Raw genomic sequence first — 20,563 nt, 5'->3', positions numbered from 1 at the left:
TCACTGAATGTATGCATGTCAGGGAAGGCGCACGATCGGGTTCAGTAATCGTTTACTGTTGCAGCGCCTGACGCTCCGTCACGATGAGCGCAACCAGATCTGATGAAGCTCGCCGGGATTCCTACCCGATGGTGTGGCGGGCCGTTTCACAGCGAAAGCAGCTCGAACCTCGGTATGTGACAGAGGTCACACGACCATGATCACCAGGTGGGATGCGTGGACACGCCGCCGTCCACGGTCAGGTTGTGTCCCGTGATCCATGCCGCGAGCGGCGAGGCGAGGAACAAACACGCGTTCGCGACGTCGGCTGGAGTGCCGAGCCTGCCGAGTGGGGCGGCCTGTTCCCAGCGGCGGACGCCCTCCGGCCAGGCCTCGCCGAGTCCGGGACGGTCGATGAGCCCGGGGGAGACGGTGTTGACGCGGATGCCTCGCGGGCCGTATTCGAGTGCGGCGGCGCGGGCGTGCACGACCAGGGCGGCTTTCGCGCTGCTGTAGTGCGCGTGCCCCGGTGCTGGCTGGGCCGCCTCGATCGAGGCGATGTGGACGACGCTGCCGCCGTTCATCACCTCGGCCGCGGCCTGCGTGCACGAGAACGCGCTGGTGAGGTTCGCGTCGAGGACGGCACGCCAGCTTTCCGCCGACATCCCCGGCAGCGGCTCGACCGGCTGCACGCCGGCGTTGTTGATCAGGGTGTTTAGCCGTCCGGTCCAGGCCGCGGCGGCGGCCACGAGCCGTCGGCACTCACTGTCGTCGGTGAGGTCGGCGGTGAACGCGGCGGCGCTGCCCCCGGCCGCCTCGACGCGTTCGACGAGGTCGAGCGCCGAGGCCTCGGCATGGTGGTAGTGCACGGCGACGGCGCTGCCCGCTTCGGCGAAGCGCAGGGCGATCCCTTGGCCGATGACGCCGCTCGCGCCGGTGATGAGCGTGGTGGTGCCGGTCAGGTCCATCGGTCTCCCTGTCGGTTTCGCAGTGCACGCACGCCCGAAACGGCGACGCCCGCCCGCGCGACGAGGCAAGAGAGATTGTATCGGGTCAGGACCACCGCGCCCGCCGGTCGGCCTGGTCTACGTCAGCCGGTGACCACGCGGCCGCTGGGACGGCGCGGAAAGGGCCAAGACCTCGGGTTCGGTCGAGGCGCAGCAGCCACCGGCCGACGGCTGATCCGGCTCGTCGAACAGGCCCGACCCGCCGCACACCCCGGTTTCGGCAAGGCGCAGTTCGACCCGGTCCGCCGCGGCGTGGTCGCCCGCGAGCCGGGCGGCGATGCTGCGCACCTGTTCGTAACCGGTCGCGGCCAGGAAGGTCGGTGCCCGGCCGTAGCTCTTCATCCCGGCCAGGTAGAAGTCCCGCTCCGGGTGCGCGAGTTCCTTCGCGCCGTGCGGGTAGACCGTTCCGCACGAGTGCACGTTCGGGTCGATCAGCGGGGCCAGCGCCACCGGCGCCTGCAATGTCGCGTCCAGGTCGAGACGGATTTCCGAGAGCCAGGTCAGGTCGGGGCGGAAGCCGGTCAGCGCGATGACCTCGTCGACCTGCTCGATCCGTTGGCCTGCCGAGGAAACCAGGGTCAAGCCGCCGTCGCGTTCGACGGCCTCGGTCCGGAAGCCCCGCACCACGGAGACCAGTCCGGACTCCACGGCCTCCTTGGCGCGGGTGCCGAGCGCGCCGCGGGCGGGCAACTGGTCGGCGTCGCCGCCGCCGAACGCGTTGCCGACCGAACCGCGGCGCAGTACCCAGCTGATCCGGGTGTCGTCCAGCGCGGACAAGGCGACCAGCGCGGTGAGCGCGGAATGTCCGCTGCCCGCGACCACGACGTGCGCGCCCGAGAACCGTGCCCGGACGGCTTCGTCGCCGAGATCCGGTACACGGTAAGAGATCCGGTCCGCCGCGGCGCGTTCCCCGATGGCGGGAAGCCCTTCGCCGCCGAGCGGGTTCGGTGTCGTCCAGGTGCCGGACGCGTCGATCACCGCCCGTGCCGTGATCCGTTCTTCGGTGCCGTCGGAAGCGCGGACGTAGACGGTGAACGGCTCGTCGTCCCGGCCGCTGTCCACGACGCGGTCCCGTCCGCGGCGGGCGACTCCGGTCACTTCGGCGCCGAAGCGCACCCGGCCGGTCAACGCCTCCGCCAGTGGGCGCAGATACGAGTCCGCCCATTCCTCGCCGGTCGGGTACGTCTCGCCGTCCGGACGGTCCCAGCCGCGCGCCTCCAGCAGCCGGCCCGCCGCCTGGTCGACGAGTTCGGACCACGGCGAGAACAGCCGCACGTGACGCCACCGCGCGACGGCGGCCCCGGCTCGCGTGCCGCTTTCGAACACCAGCGGTTCGAGTCCCCGTTCCGCCAGCTGCGCGGCCGCGGCCAGGCCCACCGGTCCGGCGCCGATCACCACTACGGGCAGCTCAGTCATTTCCGGGACACCTTTCATCGATGAACTTCGATCGAGTAGTCGTCCGGACTGTATCGACGACGGTCGATTGACGCAACCATCGATCCTGGTCGATACTGGGTCGATGACCAGCGTCGCCCCTGTGCTCTTGCCCGACCGTGAAGCCGCGACCTACGCCGAATGGTTCGCCTGCCTGGCCGAGCCGACGCGCGTCAAACTGCTGCACGTGGTCGCGACGGCGTCACGGGGTCTCACCGTCGGCGCGCTGACCGAGGTCCTCGGGACCAGCCAGTCGACGTGTTCCCACCACGTGCGCAAACTGGCCGAAGTCGGCTTCCTGCGGCTGCGAAAAGAGGGAACGGCGACGGTCGTGACGATCAATCAGGCTTGCTGCAGCGGGCTTCCGCACGCGGCCGACGCGGTGATGGGCCTGCTCGCCCCGCGTCCGTGCTGCCCCGACGACCTGCCCTCCGACGTCGCCGTCCGCGCCGCGGCCGAGGACGACTGGGCCGCGGTGCGCCGGATCTATGGCGAAGCGATCGCCACCGGTCTCGCGACCTTCGAGACCGAGGTGCCCGGCAAGCGGACGCTCGACCGGAACTGGCTGCCGGAGCATCGCTGGGTGGCCGAACTCGACGGCGAGGTCGTCGGGTGGGCGGCGGCGTCCCCGGTGTCGGATCGCCAATGCGACCAGGGTGTCGCCGAAACGTCCGTGCAGGTCGCCGAAGGTCATCGGGGCCGCGGCGTCGGAAAGGCCCTCGTTCACCGGCAGGTCACCGAGGCCGACTCTGCCGGCCTCTGGACGCTTCAGGCCTCGGTCATCACGGAAAACCGAGGCGGTATCGCGTTGCTTCACAGCGCCGGCTACCGGACGGTCGGCGTCCGCGAACGCGTCGGCAGGCTCGAAGATGTTTGGCACGACACCGTTTTCCTTGAACGGCGAAGCCCGGTCGTCTAGAAAGCGGGGAGAAACCCTCGATCAAGCGACTTCCGTCGGCAGCGGTGGCACCACACATTGGTCTAGACTTTTTATTCCTCAGTGTGGTGAAAGGGACCGGTCCATGCGTGGAACAACGGTGTTGCCGAGGACGCCTTGCCTGCAGCCGAAGGCGGGGGAATTGCCACTGCACCGGCTGGAAATCCGTGCGCCGGACGCCCTGCCGTTCACGGTCGGCACCTTCGACACGATCGGACCGATGTCGCGGGCCGCTTTCCCGCATCGGCACACTTTCTACGAAATCGTCCACGTCACCGGCGGTACCGGTGACCACGTCGTCGATTTCACGCGCTGGGAATTGGGGCCACCGCAACTCGCGGTCATAACACCGGGGCAGGTGCATCATTGGGATGCCCACGAACTCACCGGATTCGTCGTGTTGTTCACCGACGACTTCCTTCTCGAACATCCGGCCGACCGCGAAACCCTGCGACGGCTGAGCCAGCAGCCGTGGCGGCTCGGCGAACGTGCCGCCGAGGAAACGACACGGCTGGTCGCCGAATTGGACGAAGAATTCCGTTGTGGCGGGCAGGGCACCGATTCGGTGCTGCGTGCCCTGATGCACGTGCTGATCGTGCGGGCGGGACGGCTTCCGGGACTGGCGGACACCCGCCCGCCTGCCAGGGCGCAGTCGGTGGGAACGGAATTCACGCGACTGCTCGGCAGGCCCGATCTCGGGCTCTGGTCGGTGGGCGCGCTCGCGGAACGCATCGGCGTCACCCCGGGATACCTGACCGACGCGGTGAAGACGGCGACCGGCCGGACGGCGGCGCAACTGATGCGTGAGGCCAGGACGCGGGAGGCGAAACGGTTCCTGCTCGGCACGGATCTCACCGTGCGGCAGGTCGCCAGCCGGGTCGGCTTCGCGGATCCCGCCTATTTCTGCCGGTTCTTCCGGCGGGAGACCGGATTGAGTCCCGGCGATTACCGGCGGACGGGCGACGCGTCCCCGGAGATTCACCACGACTGACCATGCCAGTCCATCGTCCGCAGCTGATCTTCTCCATACCGTCGAGGGTGATTCCCGAAGCCCCCACGAGGAGCAGGTATGGACGAAGAAAAGAAGCTCAGCCGAAAGACTGTCCTGAAAGCCGCACTCGCCGCGGGCGTCGTGGCACCGATCGCGCTGATCGGCGGCCCCGCCCTCGCACGCACCACCGTCGCGAGCGGCCAGGTACCAGAGCTGACCCCGTCCTGTGACGACGGCGACGACCCGACCCCGGCGCAGACCGAAGGTCCTTATTTCAAGCCGAATTCTCCGCAGCGCACCTCGCTGGTCACGCCGAACACGCAGGGCACGAGGCTCACCGTCTCCGGTTACGTCTTCGGTCTCGGCTGCCTGCCGATCGCCCGTGCGCTGCTGGACTTCTGGCAGGCGGACGTCAACGGCGCCTACGACAACGTGGGGTACACGTTCCGCGGTCACCAGTTCACCAACGACCAGGGCGCGTTCACGCTGAGCACGATCGTGCCCGGCCTGTACCCGGGTCGTACGCGGCACATCCACGTCAAGGTCCAGGCGCCGGGCGGGCGGGTGCTGACCACGCAGCTCTACTTCCCCAACGAGCCGCGCAACAACACCGACACGATCTTCGACCCGCGGCTGCTGATGACCGTGCGTGACGCGCCTCCCGCCAAGCAGGCCGCGTTCGATTTCGTGCTCAACGTACCGCAGACGTCGACCACCCGGCCGACCAGCACGACGCGGACGACGTCGAACCCGCCAACCACCTCGACCTCCAACCCGCCCGGCGGGACGACCTGGGCGGCGGGAACCGGCTATTCCGCGGGCGCCCGGGTCACCTTCAGCGGTCGCGGTTATGTGTGCTTGCAGGGGCACACGGCCCAGCCTGGCTGGGAGCCGCCGTCCACGCCCGCGTTGTGGCGCGCGGAGTGACGAACAACCGCTGCGGAGGGAGATAAACGCGGGTGGATTCCCGCCGCCGGGACCCACATCCCGGCGGCGGGGGTCCACCCGCTTTTCGCGGGGTGGGGTTTTCCCCCGTCCGAAGTCGGAGCTCTGCTACAGCGCGCCGCCGCCGATGCGCGGGTGATGATCGCCTACGACATCGAGCGAAGGAACGAACGACATGGCAGACACGAAAAAGCGCTGGGGCAGACGGGGACTGGTGGCGGCCGCGGTGGTCGTGACGGGAGCGGTGCTCGCGCCCATGGCGAGCCCGGCTTTCGCGAGTACGGCGGAGACGGCCGCGGCCTGGCGGGACCCGGTGCGGTCGTTGGATCGGGCGGCGCATCCGTTGTTCTCGACCGAGCCCGGCCGGAACACCGTCGACCTGCGGGCCCTTGGCGCGATGATCGGCGGCGCGAAGGTCGTCGGCCTCGGTGAGGCCACCCACGGTTCCCATGAGTTCTTCTCCATGAAGGAGCGGGTCTTCCGCCACCTCGTCGAAGAGAAGGGGTTCCGGGCCTTCGCGCTGGAGCTCAGCTGGTCCGCCGGTCTCGAGATCGACGAGTACGTCCAGACCGGCCGCGGGGACACCCGTGCGATCGCGAAGCGGACGCTGACCGGATCCCCGTGGGATCGCGAGGAGTTCGTGAGCCTGATCCGGTGGATGCGCGACTACAACCGCGCCCACCCCGGCCGCACCGTGCACTTCGTCGGCGACGACCTCGGCGCGCCCTCGGTGAACGACGCGTTCTTCGCCAAGATCACCGACTACGTACGGCAGCACCACCCGAAGGCGCTGGCCCGGCTCAACGGGCTGTACACCGGCCTTCGCCCGATCGACGACGCGTTCGTCTACCTCCGCAAACCCCTCGACGAGCGACAGCGGCTCGCAGGCCAGGCGGAGCAGGCCTTCGAACTGATCGAGGGCCTGACGGGCACGGACGCTCTCGACTGGACTCAGCAGCACGCCCGGTTCGTCGCGCAGACCGCCCGGTTCCTCGCCGTGGACCTCGCGGACCCGAAGTCGCTGCCCGCCGCGCAGGTCCTGCGTGACCGCGCGATGGCGGAGAACGTCGCCTGGTGGCAGCGGCGGACGGGCCACAAGGTCCTGCTCTCCGCGCACAACGGCCACGTGTCCTACGTCACCGACAACCCGGGGCTGTACCCGAAGACCCAGGGCGCCTTCCTGCGCGAGACGCTCGGCCGGGACTACCTGCCGATCGGTTTCAGCTTCGACAAGGGCTCCTTCCTGTCCAAGGACACCGCGGTGGGCGGGGACTGGAAGCGGTTCTCCGTCCCGTCCGCGCCGTCCGGCTCGAACGAGGACACCCTCGACAACGTCCGCTTCCAGGACTTCTACCTCGACGTTCGCACCGCGCCGCCCGCCGCGCGCGCCTGGCTGGACACCGCCCGGCCCACCCGCACCATCGGCACACAGTTCCCCGTCGATCCCGCGACGATCTCGCTCGGCCGTTCCTACGACGTCGTCATCCACCTGCACGACGTGCGTCAGGCCGAGCCGAGGAAGTAGTGAAGGCCTGCCGCCTACCTTCAACTACCCGCCGATGTGGCCCCTGGTGACACTGGGACAATCGTCACGTCGACCTCGGACCCGTCACCTGACACGACACGTTGCCCTTCCCGTCAACTACCCGGTTTGCCTGGCGTGCCGCGGCGGATCTCGGTAGTAGTCGGATGTGTTCGCTTTCGCGGCACCTTGTTCCAGTACCCAGCGGAGGAAATCCCTGATGTTCAAACGGATGCTCAGCGCCTTCGGGGTCGGCGGCCCGTCCGTCGACACCGTGCTCGACTCACCGCACGCCGTACCCGGCGAGGTGATCACCGGCCAGGTCCGCATCCAAGGCGGTTCGAGCGACGCCCAGATCGAGGAGATCCTGCTTTCGCTGGTCACCCGGGTCGAGGTCGAGCACGGCGACCACGAGCGTGCCGGGACCGCGGAGTTCCTGCGGGTCAGCGCCGGCCGGAAGGTGCGGGTGGCCGCGGGGGAGCTGACCACGGTCCCGTTCCAGATCGCGCTGCCGTGGGAGACGCCGATCAGCGCGGTCGGCGGACGTGAGCTGCCGGGCATGGTCGTCGGCGTGCGGACCGAACTCGTCATCGCGGGCGCGCCGGACAAGGGCGACCTCGACCCGGTGCTGGTCGGACCGCTGGAATCGCAGGACCGGGTGCTGGAGGCGTTCGGCGAACTGGGCTTCCAGTTCCGCAGCGCCGACGTCGAAGCCGGGCGCCTGCACGGCGTCCGGCAGGAACTCGGATTCTTCCAGGAGATCGAGTTCTTCCCGCCGTCGCGCTACGCCGGCCGTGTCAGCCAGGTGGAGCTGACCTTCGTCGCGAGTCCTGGCGAGCTGGCGGTGGTGCTGGAGGCCGACAAACGCGGTGGCATGTTCCGCTCCGGCGGAGACACCTTCGGCCGCTTCCACGTCTCGCACGAGGAGGCCCTGCGCACCGACTGGGCCGCGGCCATCGACGGCTGGCTGGCCAACGTCGCCGGGTCCGGCGGCGGGCACGCCATGTTCGGCGGTCATCAGGGACACGACTACGACGACCACGGTCACCACGGCAGGCGTGGGCCGGGGATGGGCGGTGTGGTCGCCGGTGCCGCGGCCGGTGTGGTCGGCGGCATGATCCTCGGCGAGGTCATGGAAGACGTCTTCGACGGCGGAGACGAGGGCTTCGAAGAGTGACGCCGGTTCCGGCAAGTACATGAAGGCCCCCTTCCTCGCGCCTGGCGCAGGGTCCCGGCAAAGTCGAGGTCTTGCAGGCCAGGCGGTTCTTCGTCGCTGAGTAAGGCTGACGATGGAGGAATGGGGACGTTGAATGTCCTCATTCCTCCATCGTCGCGGGATCACACCGGTTGCGAAGCTTGACCAACAGAGGTTCAGGGACATACCCACTCGGCCCCTGCAGGCACTAACAAGGTCAAGCCCGGACTACCAGCAGCTTTGCGACTTTGCCGGTACCTTGCGCCTGGCGCGAGAAGGGGCCTTCATGTACTTGAAGAACTAGGGGTCAGCGAAAGGTCAGGGTCACTCAGGTGTACCAGGTGGGTTCCGGGATTTCGTTCGACAGCGCGTAAGCCCCGACCTCGCGGCGCTTGTAGGCCACCGGGTCGTGGAGCGAGTGCGTGCGCAGATTCCGCCAGAAGCGGTCCAGCCCGTATTTCGTGGCGCTCGCGCGGGCGCCGGTCAGCTCGAAGACTTTCGTGCCGGTCTCGAGTCCGGTGTCGATCACGCGCTGCTTGGCGGCGGCGATGAGGACAGCGATTTCGCCGCGTGCCTCGGGCGTGAGTTCTTCGCGCGGCGCGTGCAGCACGGCGGAGATCGCCGCTCCCGCCTTGTCCACGAGCGCTTCGGCGGCCCACAGCTTCGACTGGAGCTCGCCGTAGCCATCGAGGATGTACCACTCTTCGCTGGAAGACGCCTTGTTGTCGCCGCCGTACGGCCACGCGCGGGTGTGTTCGCGGGTGTACTCCAGCGCGGTTTCCAGCGCTCCTTGTGCGATACCGAGATAGAAGTTGGCGAACACCAGCTGAATCGCCGGGACGTTGAGTGTGTTGTAGGTCAACGGGTGGAACTTCTTGTCGACGTAGCCCGCCGCGCTCGCCCACGGGACGCGTACGCCGGTGATGGTCACACTGCCCGACTCGGTGAGCCGCTGGCCGATGTTGTCCCAGTCGTCGTGGAACACGATACCGTCCTGTTTGGACGCAACGATGGCGAAAACGTGGTCTTCGGTGCCATCGAGGACGCCTTCGAGCACGGTCAGGTCGGAGACCTTGCCGCCGGTGGAGAACGACTTGTGTCCGTTGTAGACGATCTCGTCGCCGTCCTCGGTGATCAGCAGATCGGAATCACGCGGGTTGACCGCGCCACCGAACACGAAGTTGTTCCGCGTGTACAGCTCTTCGACCGCGGCGATCTGCTCCTCGGTCGCCACCAGTCGCGCGGCCCAGGCCCAGAGGTAGTGGTAGCCGAGTACCTGGCCGATCGACCCGTCGCCGCGCGCGACCTCGCGGGTCACGCGATAGGCGGTCTCCCAGGTCTGCCCGCCGCCGCCGTGTTCGACCGGGCCGAGCAGCGTCACCAGGCCGGAATCCTTGAGCAGCCGCACTTCCGTGTAAGGCGTTTCGTTCTTCCGGTCGCGCTCGGCCGCGTCCACCGCGAGTTGCGCGGCGACGTCCTTCGCGACGGCCAGCCATTCCGTGGCGGACCGGACCCGGTTCTCGGTCGTGGTCATGCTGAATTCCGTTCTGTGCGAGGGTGAACGGGAATTTCGGGCAGGGCGGAGCGCCCGGAATTCCCGGGTGGTTCTCAGAGTGAGCGCGGAGACTGCTTCAGGCCGGACAGAGAGTGCCTTCCATGCGTCCGAGTAGAGCAGTGGCACTACGGGGTGTCAACGAACGTCCGCGCTCTGAGACCGGGGTAATCTCCGGGCGTGCCGGATCACGTTGACCACATTCTCCGCCAGTGGGCCGAAGCCCGTCCCGACCTCGACGTCTCCCCGATGGCCGTCATCGGGCGGCTGACCAGGCTGACCCGGGTGCTGGACGGTGAACTGCGCAAGACGTTCGCGCGGCACGACCTCGACCGGTCCTCGTTCGACGTACTGGCCACATTGCGCCGTGCCGGCACACTGACCCCGGCCGACCTGATGCGTTCGGCGATGATCACCTCCGGCGCGGTCACCCAGCGGCTCGACCGCCTCGAAGAACGCGGCCTGGTGGTCCGCGCGCCCGACGAGACGAACGGCCGCCGCGTGCTGGTCGACCTCACCGAGCGGGGCCGCGAACTCATCGACCGGGCGCTGCCCGACCACGTCGACACGGAGCATCGTCTCCTGAGCGCGGTCAGCCCCGGGGAACGGGACGAACTGGCCGTCTTGCTGCGAAACCTGTTGCAGTCACTGGGAGACGTCGCCCTGGAGGACTGACACCCGCTGCTCTGAGGGAACCCGTTTGACTTAGCGCTAAGCATTGAATAGCTTAGCGCTAAGAGGTTCGCGGGGCTGTCCCGCTTGCCGCAGGGGTTTCTTCGTCATGCTCGTGAATCGAGAGAAAAGAAAATGGTCAACCGAACCGAAAGCGCGCATTCCACCCTGAAGGGCTGGGCCGGGGTCGCCGCGATCACCGCCAGCCTGTTCGTCTTCCTCACCACCGAACTGATGCCCGTCGGCCTGCTCACGCCGGTGAGTTCCAGTCTGGGCATCTCGGTGGGCGTCGCCGGCCTGATGGTCACGCTCTACGGTGTCTCGGCAGGCCTTGGCGTGCCGTTCATCGTCGCGTGGACGCGGCGGATCAACCGGCGCGTCCTGCTCTCCACGTTGCTCGCGATCCTGGCCGTCGGCAACCTGATCACCGCCCTCGCGCCGAGCTATCCGCTGGTACTGGCGACGCGGCTCGTCATGGGCTTCGCCAACGGGGCGTTCTGGGCCATCGGCGTCGGCATGGCGATGCGGATCGTCCCGGACCGCCACGCGAACCGGGCGGCGGCGGTCGTGATGTCCGGTATCTCGATCGCCACGGTGCTGGGCATGCCGCTCGGCACCATCCTGGAAAGCCTCACCGGGTGGCAGACCACGTTCCTGATCTGGAGCGGGCTCAGTGTCCTGGTCTTCCTCGCCGTCGTCATCCTGGTTCCGTCGCTGCCTTCGGCGAACGCCGTTTCGGTCCGCGAGGTCTTCAGCCTGCCGCGGGTGAACGTCCGCCTGCGCTCGGTCCTGATCACCGTGGTGTTGTTCGTGCTCGGGCATTTCGGCGTCTACACCTTCATCCGTCCCTTCCTGGAAGGCGATTCCTCGGCGTCGCCCACCTTCATCACGGTGTGCCTGGTCGTTTTCGGCCTCGGGGGAGCGGCAGGGAACTTCGTCGCCGGCTATTTCGTGTCGAAGAACGTGCTGGCGAGTTTCACGGTCGGGGCCGTCTCGCTCGTGGTGTCGCTGGTACTGCTGCTCACCATCGGCCATGGCCAGGCCGGGGTGATGATCGCGCTGGTGCTCTGGGGTTTGTCCTACGGTGTCGTGCAATTGAGCCAGCTCACCATGACGCAGCAATCCGCACCCGACACGTTCGAGGCCGCGATGTCGCTCAACACTCTGGCGTACAACACTTCCATCGCACTCGGCGCGTTGTTCGCGGGACTGCTGGCGGACAACGCCGGCATCACCAGCGTGGTGTGGTTCGGCGTGGTGCTGACCGCGGCTTCACTGCTCTTCACGGTCGGCACCCGCCGGGTCAGGACCTAGCGTCAGAACCAGTGCAGGCAATGCGGGGAACGTTCGGCACGGAAGAGGGCGTCGGCGAGCGCGGGTGCGTCCGGGCGGTGGGCCCGGACGTGTCCGGCGCGAATGAGCTTGCTCGGGGTGGTTCCGCCGAGATAGATCGAGCCGAGGTCGCTCACGTCCAGGGACAGTCGGGCTCCAGGTTCGTCGGGACGCACTCGGCCTTGCCCTCCCGGCCGGGTCAGCAGACAGCGGCCGTGCTCGCCGAGCGCCGGGTCGTCGACGTCGAGGACGAGCTCGCCGTCGGTGAACCAGCCACGCGAGGTGAGCGCGCGAGGGATGTCCAGCAGCCGCACCCAGAGCCAGTCGGTGTCTTCGCTGACCTCCGCGGCACGGAAGTCCTCGAGCTGCCAGAGCAGCGCCTCCGAGGCCAGCAGGACGGAGACGTCGTAGTCCTCGTCGGTGGTGGCACGGATCTCCCTCGGCACAGTGCATCGCCGTCCCGTGGCCGGGTCAAGCGCTTTGCCGGGCCCGGCGCGGGGTTTCGCCGAGTTCGGCGAGCAGGGGATCGGGAAGAGTGTGGCCATCGACCTGACCGAGCCAGGCGGCTCGACCAGGCCCAGGGTCGGCCTCACCGCGTGGCGCCTGCGCGGCGGGTGAGGCACTACTCAATGATCTTCGCCGGATACTCAAAAAACGCCTTCGGCCGTCATGAACATAAATAGGTAGCCAACGCGAACTTTCGTCGGTTTCCGGCTTCCCTTGGCACGACACAGAATCAGCGCGTTCGTCCCCACTGACGCGGCTGTGAACCGGCCGCAGAAATGAGTCGGAACATGCGACTGCGCTCCCTCGTCCTGCTGGCCGGCACCGCCTTCATGGCGTTGCTCGGCTCGACCGCCCCCGCCGCGACCGCCGCCGAGCCTTCCGGCGCGCAGCCGATGATCATCGGTGGCCAGTACGCGCAGAGCGGTCCCTGGGCGGCCCGGCTGTTCGTGAACGGCCAGCAGAACTGCAGCGCGACGATCATCGCGCCGCAGTACATCCTCACCGCGAAGCACTGTGTCGCCGGCAGCGGCAGGTACACCTTCCGGATCGGCAGCCTCGACCAGCAGAGCGGTGGCACCATGGCCACCGGGTCGACCATCACCCGCCACTCGGGCGCGGACCTCGCCATCGTCCGGCTGACCAGTTCGGTCAACGCCACCTACGCGCCGCTCGGCACCACGAGCAATGTCGCGGTCGGCCAGAACGTGCAGGTCTACGGCTGGGGCGCGACCAGCCAGTGCGGTTCCGAGATCAACTGTCAGTCCCGTTACCTGAAGGTCGCCACCGTCCGGGTGAACTCGGTCAACTGCGGCGACTACCACGGCGGCGTCGCGGTGTGCGCGAACCGCGTCGACGGCATCACCGCCGGCGGTGACTCGGGCGGCCCGATGTTCTCCGGCGGCCGCCAGGTCGGTGTCGCCTCGACCAGTGACCGGTCGAACAACACCGCCTACACCAACATCACCCGCTACCGCTCGTGGATCCAGCAGGTCGCCGGCGTCTGACCCCGGTGAAAACGGAGCCCTCCCCGGCGCGGTCGGGGAGGGCCCCGTTCGTGGTGAGGAAATCACCGGCACGGTAATGGCTGACTTATTTGTCATCTGATACCCAACTCGGGGGCGATCGACGCGATAATGTGGCGGTCGGCGCCGGTGGGTCGGCGCCGTGGACCTTGGGAGGGGGCCAGTGGCGCAATCGACGCAGGCTCTCGACCGCACGATCGTCGTGGTGGACGTCGAGGGCTTCACCTCCCCGGACCGGAACCCCCTCGACAGGCTGGCCGTGCGCCAAGGCATGTACGAGGTGCTGAAGACCGCGTTCGGTGAGAGCGGTGTCGATTTCGATTCCTGTGCGGCGGAGGATCGCGGCGACGGCGCGCTGATCCTGTTACCGCCCGGCACGACCAAAAGCCTCGTCGTCGACCGGCTACCGGACCGCATGTCGGTCGCCCTCCTCCGGCACAACCACACGCGGACCCCGCAGGCGCAGATCAGGCTGCGAGTGAGCCTCAACTCCGGTGAAGTGCTGAACGACGGGAACGGATGGGTCGGCGAGGCGGTCGACACCGCTTTCCGCATCCTGGACGCCCAACTGGCGAAGGACGCGTTCGCGAGATCCGGCGGTATGATCGCTTTCATCTCTTCGAAGCGGTTTTTCGACGACGTCATCGCGTCGGATCCTGGCCTGTTGCCCGAGTTGTACCGACCGATACCGGTTTCGGTGAAGACTTTCACCGGAACGGCTTATTTGCGACTACACGGCGAGCTCGTCGAGCCGGTTCCGAAACTGCGCGCTTTCGAACCCGAACCGTCGGTTGGCCGGCTTCCCGTCGACCCGAACGGCGATGTTCTCGATTTGATCCCCCGCAAGGATCTGGTGGATTTGCACCGCCGGTTGACCCAAATGGATGTCCCCCATCTGGCGGTCATGATGAGTCGTGCGCTCGGACCCGCTATTCCGGTGCCCCGGTTGGACGGTGTCACCGACGCCTGGAGCGCGTTCCGTCTGCTCGCCGACTTCAACGCCGGCCCGGACGGAATTCCGCCCTCCGTAACGTTTCTGAGACTGCTGGCCGAACACGTCGGCGGCGAGGTGGGGGCCATGATCCTCAGCTGGATCGACGGCCAGGCTCGGTCGTTGCGCATCGTGCCCGCACTCGGTCATCAACGGCAGAGCAGGCCGCCGATTCCGGAAAACCCCCATCTTCATTTACTGATCATGCTGGAACCGGTTTCCGCGGATCCGACGCGATGCACTCTCGCATTCTGGCGTCAGGATGACCCGGAAGTGTGGCCTCCCGCGCTGGCCGGAGTTCGGGAAATCGCGATAGACAGGGTCGAGTTCGAGGTCGATGACGTCATCCTGGAGACTGAGAGAGTCTGGTCCGGTCAGAGCGTGTCCGCGTCGGTGGAATTCCTGTTGCCGCGCGCCTTGATCACCTTGCCGGTCCAGCGGTGGTCCAAAGAACACGGGACCGGCAGGCCACAGCCGCTGCGGTACGGGTACCGGCTGGGAATAAGATCACTGGAGAGGATGCGGGCGAAGCATTGGCATCGCGAATGGCGCGTTCGCTGGGACTCGATGGCGAAAGACCCCTCACCCGACCGGCTGCATTATTCCGGGGGCGCGGAGTCCGGGGATCACCCGATCGACGCGATACTGAGCGACGAACACTGGGTCGGAGTGGTGCTGGCGAAACCACCGTCCCCCCAAGCGGAACCGGATGCCGCACCGGACGAGTTGACGAGCGCCCTCCGCAGCGGCCTGCCGGTGATCCTGTGGCATCCGGACGCCGAGCCGGAGAGTCTGCGCGAGCTGCTGGACTGGGTATTGGGCACGAAGCACGGTTTGCGGGAACTGCCGCATCGCCGCAAACTCGCGAATTCGGGCGCGGCCGTACCGGTCAAGAAATCGCTGGCTCACGATCTGGTGGTAATATGGGACGATCCGGAGCGTGTAATTGTTCTCGACCAACCGTTGATCCCGACTCGACCGTAGGGGGATACCGCGGATGAGCGTGAACGATCAGGACGCGACCGTGCACGGCCGGGCGACGACACCGGACGCACCCGATTGGTGGATTTATCGGGGCACCGGCAGGCCGATCCACGACATCGACCTCGCGCAGATCCTCCCCGCACCACCACCCTGGCGTTCTTACCGCGGTGACCCGCCGCCGGAGCACGACGTGCCGCCGCCGGACGACGGTGAGGCGGAGCGCCGGCTCGGCACCGCGTTCACGCTTTCCGAGCAGGACATCGACGCGAGCGAATTGAACATGGTCAACGCCGCCCTCTACCTGCGGCGCCCGTTGCTGGTCACCGGGAACCCGGGCACCGGGAAGTCCAGCCTCGCCTATCGGATCGCCAGGGAACTCGGTCTCGGCCGGGTGCTGCGCTGGGCGATCACCAGTCACACGGCCTTGAGTTCCGGTCTGTACGGCTACGACGCGATCGGCCGGGTACAGGCGGCGGCGACCGAGCAGGCGCAAACCGGTGAAGAAGCGGAAGAGCCACCGATCGGGGATTTCGTCCGGCTCGGCCCGCTGGGCACCGCGTTCCTTCCCAGCAGGCTGCCGCGCGTGCTGTTGATCGACGAACTCGACAAGTCCGAAGCCGATCTGCCCAACGACTTGCTGTCGATCTTCGAGGACGGCGAATTCGCGATCGAGGAACTGGCGAGGGCGCGCAATCGCCATCCCGAGGCGATCGTGCACACCGCCGACCCGCAGCGCACCACCGTCGTCCGCGACGGCCGGATCGCTTGCCGCGCCTTCCCGATCATCATCATGACCAGCAACGGGGAGCGGGAGTTCCCGCCCGCGTTCCTGCGCCGGTGCCTGCAATTGCGGATCCAGAACCCGGATCACGACCAGCTCGCCGCGATCGTGGCCAGTCACCTGGTCGGCGAGGACGGCGAACACCGCGACACACTCATCCGCGACTTCGCCGAACGGAGCAAGGCGGAAGGCGGCCTGCCGACCGACCGGTTGCTCGATGCCGTCTACCTCGCGACGTCTGGCGCGTATCAGCCGGATCAGGAGGCGTGGCCGCGGTTGGTGGACGCTCTCTGGCAACGACTGACGGTGCGGTGACATGGGCGGGCCGGGCGGTGTCCCCGACTCGCGTGCTGCCGGTGCGGCGCGAACAGTCGACTTTCCCAGCGGTGCCAAGCGGTTCGAGTTCGAGGACCTGAGCTGGACCGATGTCGCGGACATCGTGTGGCTGGCCGCTGCCATCACCCCCGCGGACACGCCCGCGCCAGGCCCCGCCGAGGAACCGGAGCCCGCTGTCGAGAACGACGTTCGGATTCGCAACTCGCCTCCGGAACGCCGGGGCGACCCACCGCCCGCACCCAGACGATTCCAGGCTCCCGTGGTCCAGGAGACAGGATCGGGCGAAGGCGACGGGGTCGTGGAGATCGGCACCGTTCCCGCCGACCTGCCCGAACCGACGGTGGACGGCATGGGAACAGGCGGTGTCGCGCTACCCGAGTCGTTGAAGTACTTCCGCGCGCTGAGAACATTGAAACGCGAGACGATTTCCCGGCGATTCCACAAGGTGGTCCTGGACGAAGAGGCGACCGCCGTCCGGGCAGCCGAGACCGGCCGGTGGTGGCCGGTCACCCGACCGAAGACAGAGCGCTGGCTGGACCTGACGCTCGTCCTCGACAACGGGCCCTCGATGGCGTTGTGGCACCCCCGGGTGTCGGCGTTCATCGAATTACTCAATCGGGTGGGTGCTTTTCGTACCATTCAGGTCCGTCTGTTGGAAACCGCGAAGGGAAATGGCCGGGAGGATCTCGTTCTCCGTGGCGGCACGCCCGGCGCACCCGCCCGCGACCCGAACGAGATCCTGGATTCCTCGGGGCGGCGCGTGGTCCTCCTGCTGACCGATGGTGTCGGCGATGCCTGGCAGAAGAAGGATGTGCTGTACCCGCTTCTGGCCCGCTGGGGCCGGACGATCCCGGTGAGTATCGTGCATCTGCTCCCGCACTGGCTATGGGGACGCTGCGGCATGAGTCCCCGCAAAGCCCGGTTGCGGGTGCCGAACCCGTTGGCTCCCAACGATCTCTGGGGCCTCGACCTCGCCGACGCCTGGCTCGAACCCGATTCGGCGGTGCCGGCCGGGACCGTGCCGGTACCGGTGCTCGAACTGCGGCCGAGCGCGCTGGCCTGGTGGGCCGGGTTGATGACCGGCGAAAACGCCGGCGTGGCCGAAGGTACGGTCGTGCTTACCACGGAACGGATTTCTCCCGCCGAATCCGATGACCCGTCGGTAACTTTGTCATCTTTCGAGAGGGTTCGGCATTTCAGGAGCGTGGCTTCGCCCGCGGCGCTACGCTTGGCGCAATTGCTCGCGGCCGTACCGGTCCGGCTGGACGTCGTCAAGGTGGTGGGACAGCGCTTTGTGCCGGAAGCGGGCCTCGAGCACCTCCTTGAACTCCTCGTCTCGGGCATCATGTACTCTCCCGGACTTAAGGAAGGGCAGTCCACTTGGGACAAAGGTGGACTCTTCGCCTTTCCCAAGGCAGTCCGTGAATTGTTGCTCAGCGGTGCGAGGCGTTCGGAAACGGCGAGTGTCGTACGAGTGGCGGCCACCCATTTCGGTGAACGGATTCCGCTGCTCGGCCACCTCCGAGACGCTATCGCCGACCCGCACAACACCCCGGATCCGGTACTTACCCACGAGTCGTCGGCCGACGTTGAGCTGGAGAGCGCGCTCCTTCGCGCTCTCTCGGGCCCGTATCTTTCACGGGCCGATCGGATACAGCGGCAAGGTCCCCCTGCATTCGAATCCGAACCAAACAAGACCTCAATGAAGACTGAGAGCCCCAAGATGCCTGAGCTGGCCGAAAGTCCCCCCGTCTCGACGCAGAGGACGGAGGGTCGGTCGTCCCATCTCGGCGAACCCGATTCGAATGAACCGACGACCAGGATCGCGCATCCCTCCGCTTCGGACACGACTCGGAGTTTTCCGGCGCGTCAGGCCGATGATCCTCCCTTGGTGTTCGGGAACGTGCCTCCGCGTAATCCGAACTTCACCGGTCGCGACGAGTTGCTGGAACAACTGACCAGGCGGCTCAGCAGTGGCACCACCGCCGTACTGCCTTCGGCGCTCCACGGACTCGGCGGTATCGGCAAGACGCAGATGGCCGCCGAATACATTTATCGACATCTACAGGACTATGATCTCGTCTGGTGGATCGACGCCGCACACCCCACCCAGATCCGCGCCGGGCTGACGGAACTGGCCCGCCTCCTCGGCATCCCCGGCGCGTCGGAGGCCAACATCGCGGTGCCCGCGGTGATCGAGGCACTGCGCACCGGACGCCCGTTCCGCCGCTGGCTCTTGGTCTTCGACGCCGCGGAAAGCCCTGACTCCGTGCTGCCGTTCTTCCCCCGCAACGGGCCCGGCGAAATCCTGATCACCTCCCGGAACTCCGACTGGGCCGGTATCGCCCGCCCGCTCGAACTCGCGGTGTTCAAGCGTGACGAAAGCATCGAACTGCTCGGTCGCCGCGGCCCGGAAATCGCGCCAGGGGAGGCCAACGAACTCGCGGAGAAGCTCGGCGACCTGCCGCTGGCGGTCGAACAGGCGGCTGCCTGGCGAGCGGTGACCGGGATGCCCGTGCGGGAGTATCTGCGGCTGTTCGACGAATCGGTCGAAGAAATCCTCGACACCGCGACGGCGCCTGACTACGAGGTGTCCGTCGCCGCGGCATGGAACGTTTCGTTCGAGGAGCTGAAGACCCGCAACCCGGCGGCACATCAGATCCTGCACATTTGCGCGTTCTTCTCCCCGGAGCCGATCTCGCGTGATCTGCTCACCGGGGTCAGCCGGGTGTCCATTTCCCCGGAGCTGGACTCCGCGCTTCGCGAGCCGATCAAACTCGCGAGGGCCATCCGTGACATCAACAGGTACGGCCTGGCGAAGATCGACCACGGCAACAACACCCTTCAGTTGCACCGGCTGGTCCAGCTGGTGCTGCGTAACCGGGTGATGGCCCGGCAGGTGCACGCGCAAATGCAGCACGGTGCCCACCAGCTGCTCGCCGCGCTGGATCCGAACGACCCCGAGTCGAGCAGGCATTGGCCTCGCTACCGCGAATTGCTCCCCCACGCGTATGCGGCGAACGTGCTGGACTGTGACGACGGCTGGCCGCGTCAGCTCTACATCAACCTGATGCGCTATCTGTTCGATTACGGGGACCACGAGGAAGCCGCCCGGCTCGGTCTCCAGGCGCGGGAGCGACTCACCGAGACCCTCGGCCCCACGCATCCGCAGACACTGGACGTGTCGTCGAGGCTGGGGCTCTACCTGTGGGCGATCGGTCGCTATGTCGAGGCCGCGGAGCTCAACCAGCGGACCCTCGCGCTTCGTCTCCAGGTATCCGGCGAGGAGAACGAGGAGACCTTCGCACTGCAGCGGAACATCACCATCGATCTTCGCGCCAAGGGCGACTTTTCCGCGGCCGCCAAATTGAGCGAAGAGATCTATCACAAAGCCGTCCGCATGTTCGGCGAAGACGACCCCGAGACACTCAACGCCGCGTACCAGCACGCGATCAGCCTCCGGCTGTCCGGTGCCTACCGCGCGGCCGCGACATTGGACGAGGACACCCTCCGCAGGCGAGGCGAGGTGCTCGGCCGTGACCACGACCGCACTTCCAACTCGAACAGTTCGCTGATCGTGGACCTGCGTGAGGCCGGTGAGTACGGCCAGGCCCGGGTCCGGCAGGAGAGGCTCACGGAGAACTACCGGGCACGCCACGGCGAGGAGCGGATCGGCTGGGTGGTCAACTCCTTCCTGCTCGCGGTGACCCGCCGGAAGGACGGTGACCACACCGGTGCGCTCGCCCTGTCCGCGGAAGCGTTGCGGCGGCTGCGGCTCGCCTATGGCGACAACCACTCCGTCACGATGTGCTGCGCGCTCGCCCACTCGATCGATCTCCGCCACACCGGCGATCTCGCCGCGGCGAAGGAGCTAGGTGAACAGACGTTCGATCGGTACCGGAGTGGTCTCGGTGAGCGCCACCCGCACACCCTCACCACCAGCGTCGACCTCGCGGTGACGTTGCGGCTCCAGGGTGACGTCGCGGCCGCGCGGGACCTTGACGAGCGCGCTCTGGAGTACCTCCGGGCCAGTATCGGCCCGGATCATCCGTACGCGGTCATCACCACGATCAACCTGGCGAGTGATCTCGCCGCGTTGGGTGAGGTCGGCAAGGCGATCGAACTGGGCCGGGACGCGGTCGAGCGTGGTGGTCAGGTGCTCGGCGAGGAACACCCCACCGTGCTGGCGGCGATCTTCAACCTCGGCTCGGACCTCGTAGCCGACGGCCGGGCCGATGAGGCCGCGTCTCTCCAGGAATCGATCGTGGCCACGTACCGCCGGGTCTTCGGCGAAGCACACCCCGCGACACAGGGCGCGATCCGTGGTGACCGGGCGAACTGCGACATCGACCCGATGTTGATGTAGCGGCGGAGGC

16 protein-coding genes are annotated in these 20,563 nt (G+C 67.4%); 12 read left to right on the top strand and 4 right to left on the bottom strand.

Annotated elements, in window-relative coordinates; genetic code table 11:
• Window positions 1-200 precede the first annotated feature (200 nt).
• Entirely contained in the window at window positions 201-947 is a 747-nt protein-coding gene (locus ACM6LU_RS24015) for an SDR family NAD(P)-dependent oxidoreductase (protein WP_414940006.1), read from the bottom strand.
• A 117-nt stretch (window positions 948-1,064) separates the two neighbouring features.
• On the bottom strand, window positions 1,065-2,402 hold the full coding sequence (locus ACM6LU_RS24010; protein WP_414940005.1) for an FAD-dependent oxidoreductase: 1,338 nt from the start codon (window positions 2,400-2,402) through the stop codon (window positions 1,065-1,067).
• 103 nt (window positions 2,403-2,505) lie between these two features.
• Between ACM6LU_RS24010 and ACM6LU_RS24005 the strand changes: the two genes are divergently transcribed.
• The 5 genes from ACM6LU_RS24005 (at window position 2,506) to ACM6LU_RS23985 (ending at window position 7,992) form a co-directional block, all read left to right on the top strand.
• Complete coding sequence (locus ACM6LU_RS24005) at window positions 2,506-3,339, top strand: helix-turn-helix domain-containing GNAT family N-acetyltransferase (protein ID WP_414940004.1); 834 nt, start codon at window positions 2,506-2,508, stop codon at window positions 3,337-3,339.
• Window positions 3,340-3,442: 103 nt separating this feature from the next.
• A complete protein-coding gene (locus tag ACM6LU_RS24000) occupies window positions 3,443-4,348 on the top strand; it encodes an AraC family transcriptional regulator (RefSeq protein ID WP_414940003.1) in 906 nt (301 codons plus the stop codon).
• A gap of 78 nt (window positions 4,349-4,426) precedes the next feature.
• Window positions 4,427-5,275 carry a carbohydrate-binding protein gene (locus ACM6LU_RS23995; RefSeq protein WP_414940002.1) on the top strand — a complete coding sequence of 283 codons (849 nt, stop codon included), beginning with the start codon at window positions 4,427-4,429 and terminating at the stop codon, window positions 5,273-5,275.
• A 193-nt stretch (window positions 5,276-5,468) separates the two neighbouring features.
• Window positions 5,469-6,818 (top strand): erythromycin esterase family protein, encoded by a 1,350-nt coding sequence (locus ACM6LU_RS23990; RefSeq protein WP_414940001.1) that lies wholly within the window; start codon window positions 5,469-5,471, stop codon window positions 6,816-6,818.
• A 217-nt stretch (window positions 6,819-7,035) separates the two neighbouring features.
• Window positions 7,036-7,992, top strand: a complete 957-nt coding sequence (locus ACM6LU_RS23985; RefSeq protein ID WP_414940000.1) for a sporulation protein — start codon at window positions 7,036-7,038, stop codon at window positions 7,990-7,992.
• Window positions 7,993-8,338: 346 nt separating this feature from the next.
• On the opposite strand, the gene ACM6LU_RS23980 is transcribed toward ACM6LU_RS23985, so the two are convergent.
• Window positions 8,339-9,544: an acyl-CoA dehydrogenase family protein gene (locus ACM6LU_RS23980; protein ID WP_414939999.1), complete on the bottom strand. Its 1,206-nt coding sequence runs from the start codon at window positions 9,542-9,544 to the stop codon at window positions 8,339-8,341.
• Between the two features lie 198 nt (window positions 9,545-9,742).
• Here ACM6LU_RS23980 and ACM6LU_RS23975 point away from each other — a divergent pair, with 198 nt between their 5' ends.
• The gene (locus ACM6LU_RS23975) at window positions 9,743-10,237 is read left to right on the top strand and encodes a MarR family winged helix-turn-helix transcriptional regulator (RefSeq protein ID WP_414939998.1); all 495 of its coding nucleotides are present in this window, start codon (window positions 9,743-9,745) and stop codon (window positions 10,235-10,237) included.
• Between the two features lie 132 nt (window positions 10,238-10,369).
• Window positions 10,370-11,548, top strand: a complete 1,179-nt coding sequence (locus ACM6LU_RS23970; protein WP_414939997.1) for an MFS transporter — start codon at window positions 10,370-10,372, stop codon at window positions 11,546-11,548.
• 2 nt (window positions 11,549-11,550) lie between these two features.
• Here the strand turns inward: ACM6LU_RS23970 and ACM6LU_RS23965 are convergent, their stop codons facing one another.
• Window positions 11,551-12,012 (bottom strand): sterol carrier protein domain-containing protein, encoded by a 462-nt coding sequence (locus tag ACM6LU_RS23965; protein WP_414939996.1) that lies wholly within the window; start codon window positions 12,010-12,012, stop codon window positions 11,551-11,553.
• 16 nt (window positions 12,013-12,028) lie between these two features.
• Between ACM6LU_RS23965 and ACM6LU_RS23960 the strand changes: the two genes are divergently transcribed.
• From ACM6LU_RS23960 to fxsT, 5 genes are all read left to right on the top strand, one after another.
• Complete coding sequence (locus ACM6LU_RS23960) at window positions 12,029-12,184, top strand: hypothetical protein (RefSeq protein ID WP_414939995.1); 156 nt, start codon at window positions 12,029-12,031, stop codon at window positions 12,182-12,184.
• 176 nt (window positions 12,185-12,360) lie between these two features.
• Window positions 12,361-13,077 (top strand): S1 family peptidase, encoded by a 717-nt coding sequence (locus tag ACM6LU_RS23955; RefSeq protein ID WP_414939994.1) that lies wholly within the window; start codon window positions 12,361-12,363, stop codon window positions 13,075-13,077.
• 181 nt (window positions 13,078-13,258) lie between these two features.
• Entirely contained in the window at window positions 13,259-15,070 is a 1,812-nt protein-coding gene (locus ACM6LU_RS23950; RefSeq protein WP_414939993.1) for a hypothetical protein, read from the top strand.
• Between the two features lie 13 nt (window positions 15,071-15,083).
• Window positions 15,084-16,166, top strand: a complete 1,083-nt coding sequence (locus tag ACM6LU_RS23945; protein WP_414939992.1) for an AAA family ATPase — start codon at window positions 15,084-15,086, stop codon at window positions 16,164-16,166.
• Window position 16,167: 1 nt separating this feature from the next.
• Window positions 16,168-20,553, top strand: a complete 4,386-nt coding sequence (gene fxsT / locus ACM6LU_RS23940; protein ID WP_414939991.1) for an FxSxx-COOH system tetratricopeptide repeat protein — start codon at window positions 16,168-16,170, stop codon at window positions 20,551-20,553.
• Window positions 20,554-20,563: the final 10 nt, after the last annotated feature.

Origin of the sequence: Amycolatopsis sp. cmx-11-51 (assembly GCF_047608665.1) — a bacterium.
Lineage (GTDB): Bacteria > Actinomycetota > Actinomycetes > Mycobacteriales > Pseudonocardiaceae > Amycolatopsis.
This window is presented reverse-complemented; position numbering and strand designations above follow the sequence as displayed.

Coding starts and splice junctions, on each gene's coding strand:
- ACM6LU_RS23970 (WP_414939997.1), top strand. CDS start 10,370: ATGGTCAACCGAACCGAAAGCGCGCATTCCACCCTGAAGGGCTGGGCC.
- fxsT (WP_414939991.1), top strand. CDS start 16,168: ATGGGCGGGCCGGGCGGTGTCCCCGACTCGCGTGCTGCCGGTGCGGCG.
- ACM6LU_RS24000 (WP_414940003.1), top strand. CDS start 3,443: ATGCGTGGAACAACGGTGTTGCCGAGGACGCCTTGCCTGCAGCCGAAG.
- ACM6LU_RS24010 (WP_414940005.1), bottom strand. CDS start 2,402: ATGACTGAGCTGCCCGTAGTGGTGATCGGCGCCGGACCGGTGGGCCTG.
- ACM6LU_RS23990 (WP_414940001.1), top strand. CDS start 5,469: ATGGCAGACACGAAAAAGCGCTGGGGCAGACGGGGACTGGTGGCGGCC.
- ACM6LU_RS23955 (WP_414939994.1), top strand. CDS start 12,361: ATGCGACTGCGCTCCCTCGTCCTGCTGGCCGGCACCGCCTTCATGGCG.
- ACM6LU_RS24005 (WP_414940004.1), top strand. CDS start 2,506: ATGACCAGCGTCGCCCCTGTGCTCTTGCCCGACCGTGAAGCCGCGACC.
- ACM6LU_RS23945 (WP_414939992.1), top strand. CDS start 15,084: ATGAGCGTGAACGATCAGGACGCGACCGTGCACGGCCGGGCGACGACA.
- ACM6LU_RS23995 (WP_414940002.1), top strand. CDS start 4,427: ATGGACGAAGAAAAGAAGCTCAGCCGAAAGACTGTCCTGAAAGCCGCA.
- ACM6LU_RS23980 (WP_414939999.1), bottom strand. CDS start 9,544: ATGACCACGACCGAGAACCGGGTCCGGTCCGCCACGGAATGGCTGGCC.
- ACM6LU_RS24015 (WP_414940006.1), bottom strand. CDS start 947: ATGGACCTGACCGGCACCACCACGCTCATCACCGGCGCGAGCGGCGTC.
- ACM6LU_RS23985 (WP_414940000.1), top strand. CDS start 7,036: ATGTTCAAACGGATGCTCAGCGCCTTCGGGGTCGGCGGCCCGTCCGTC.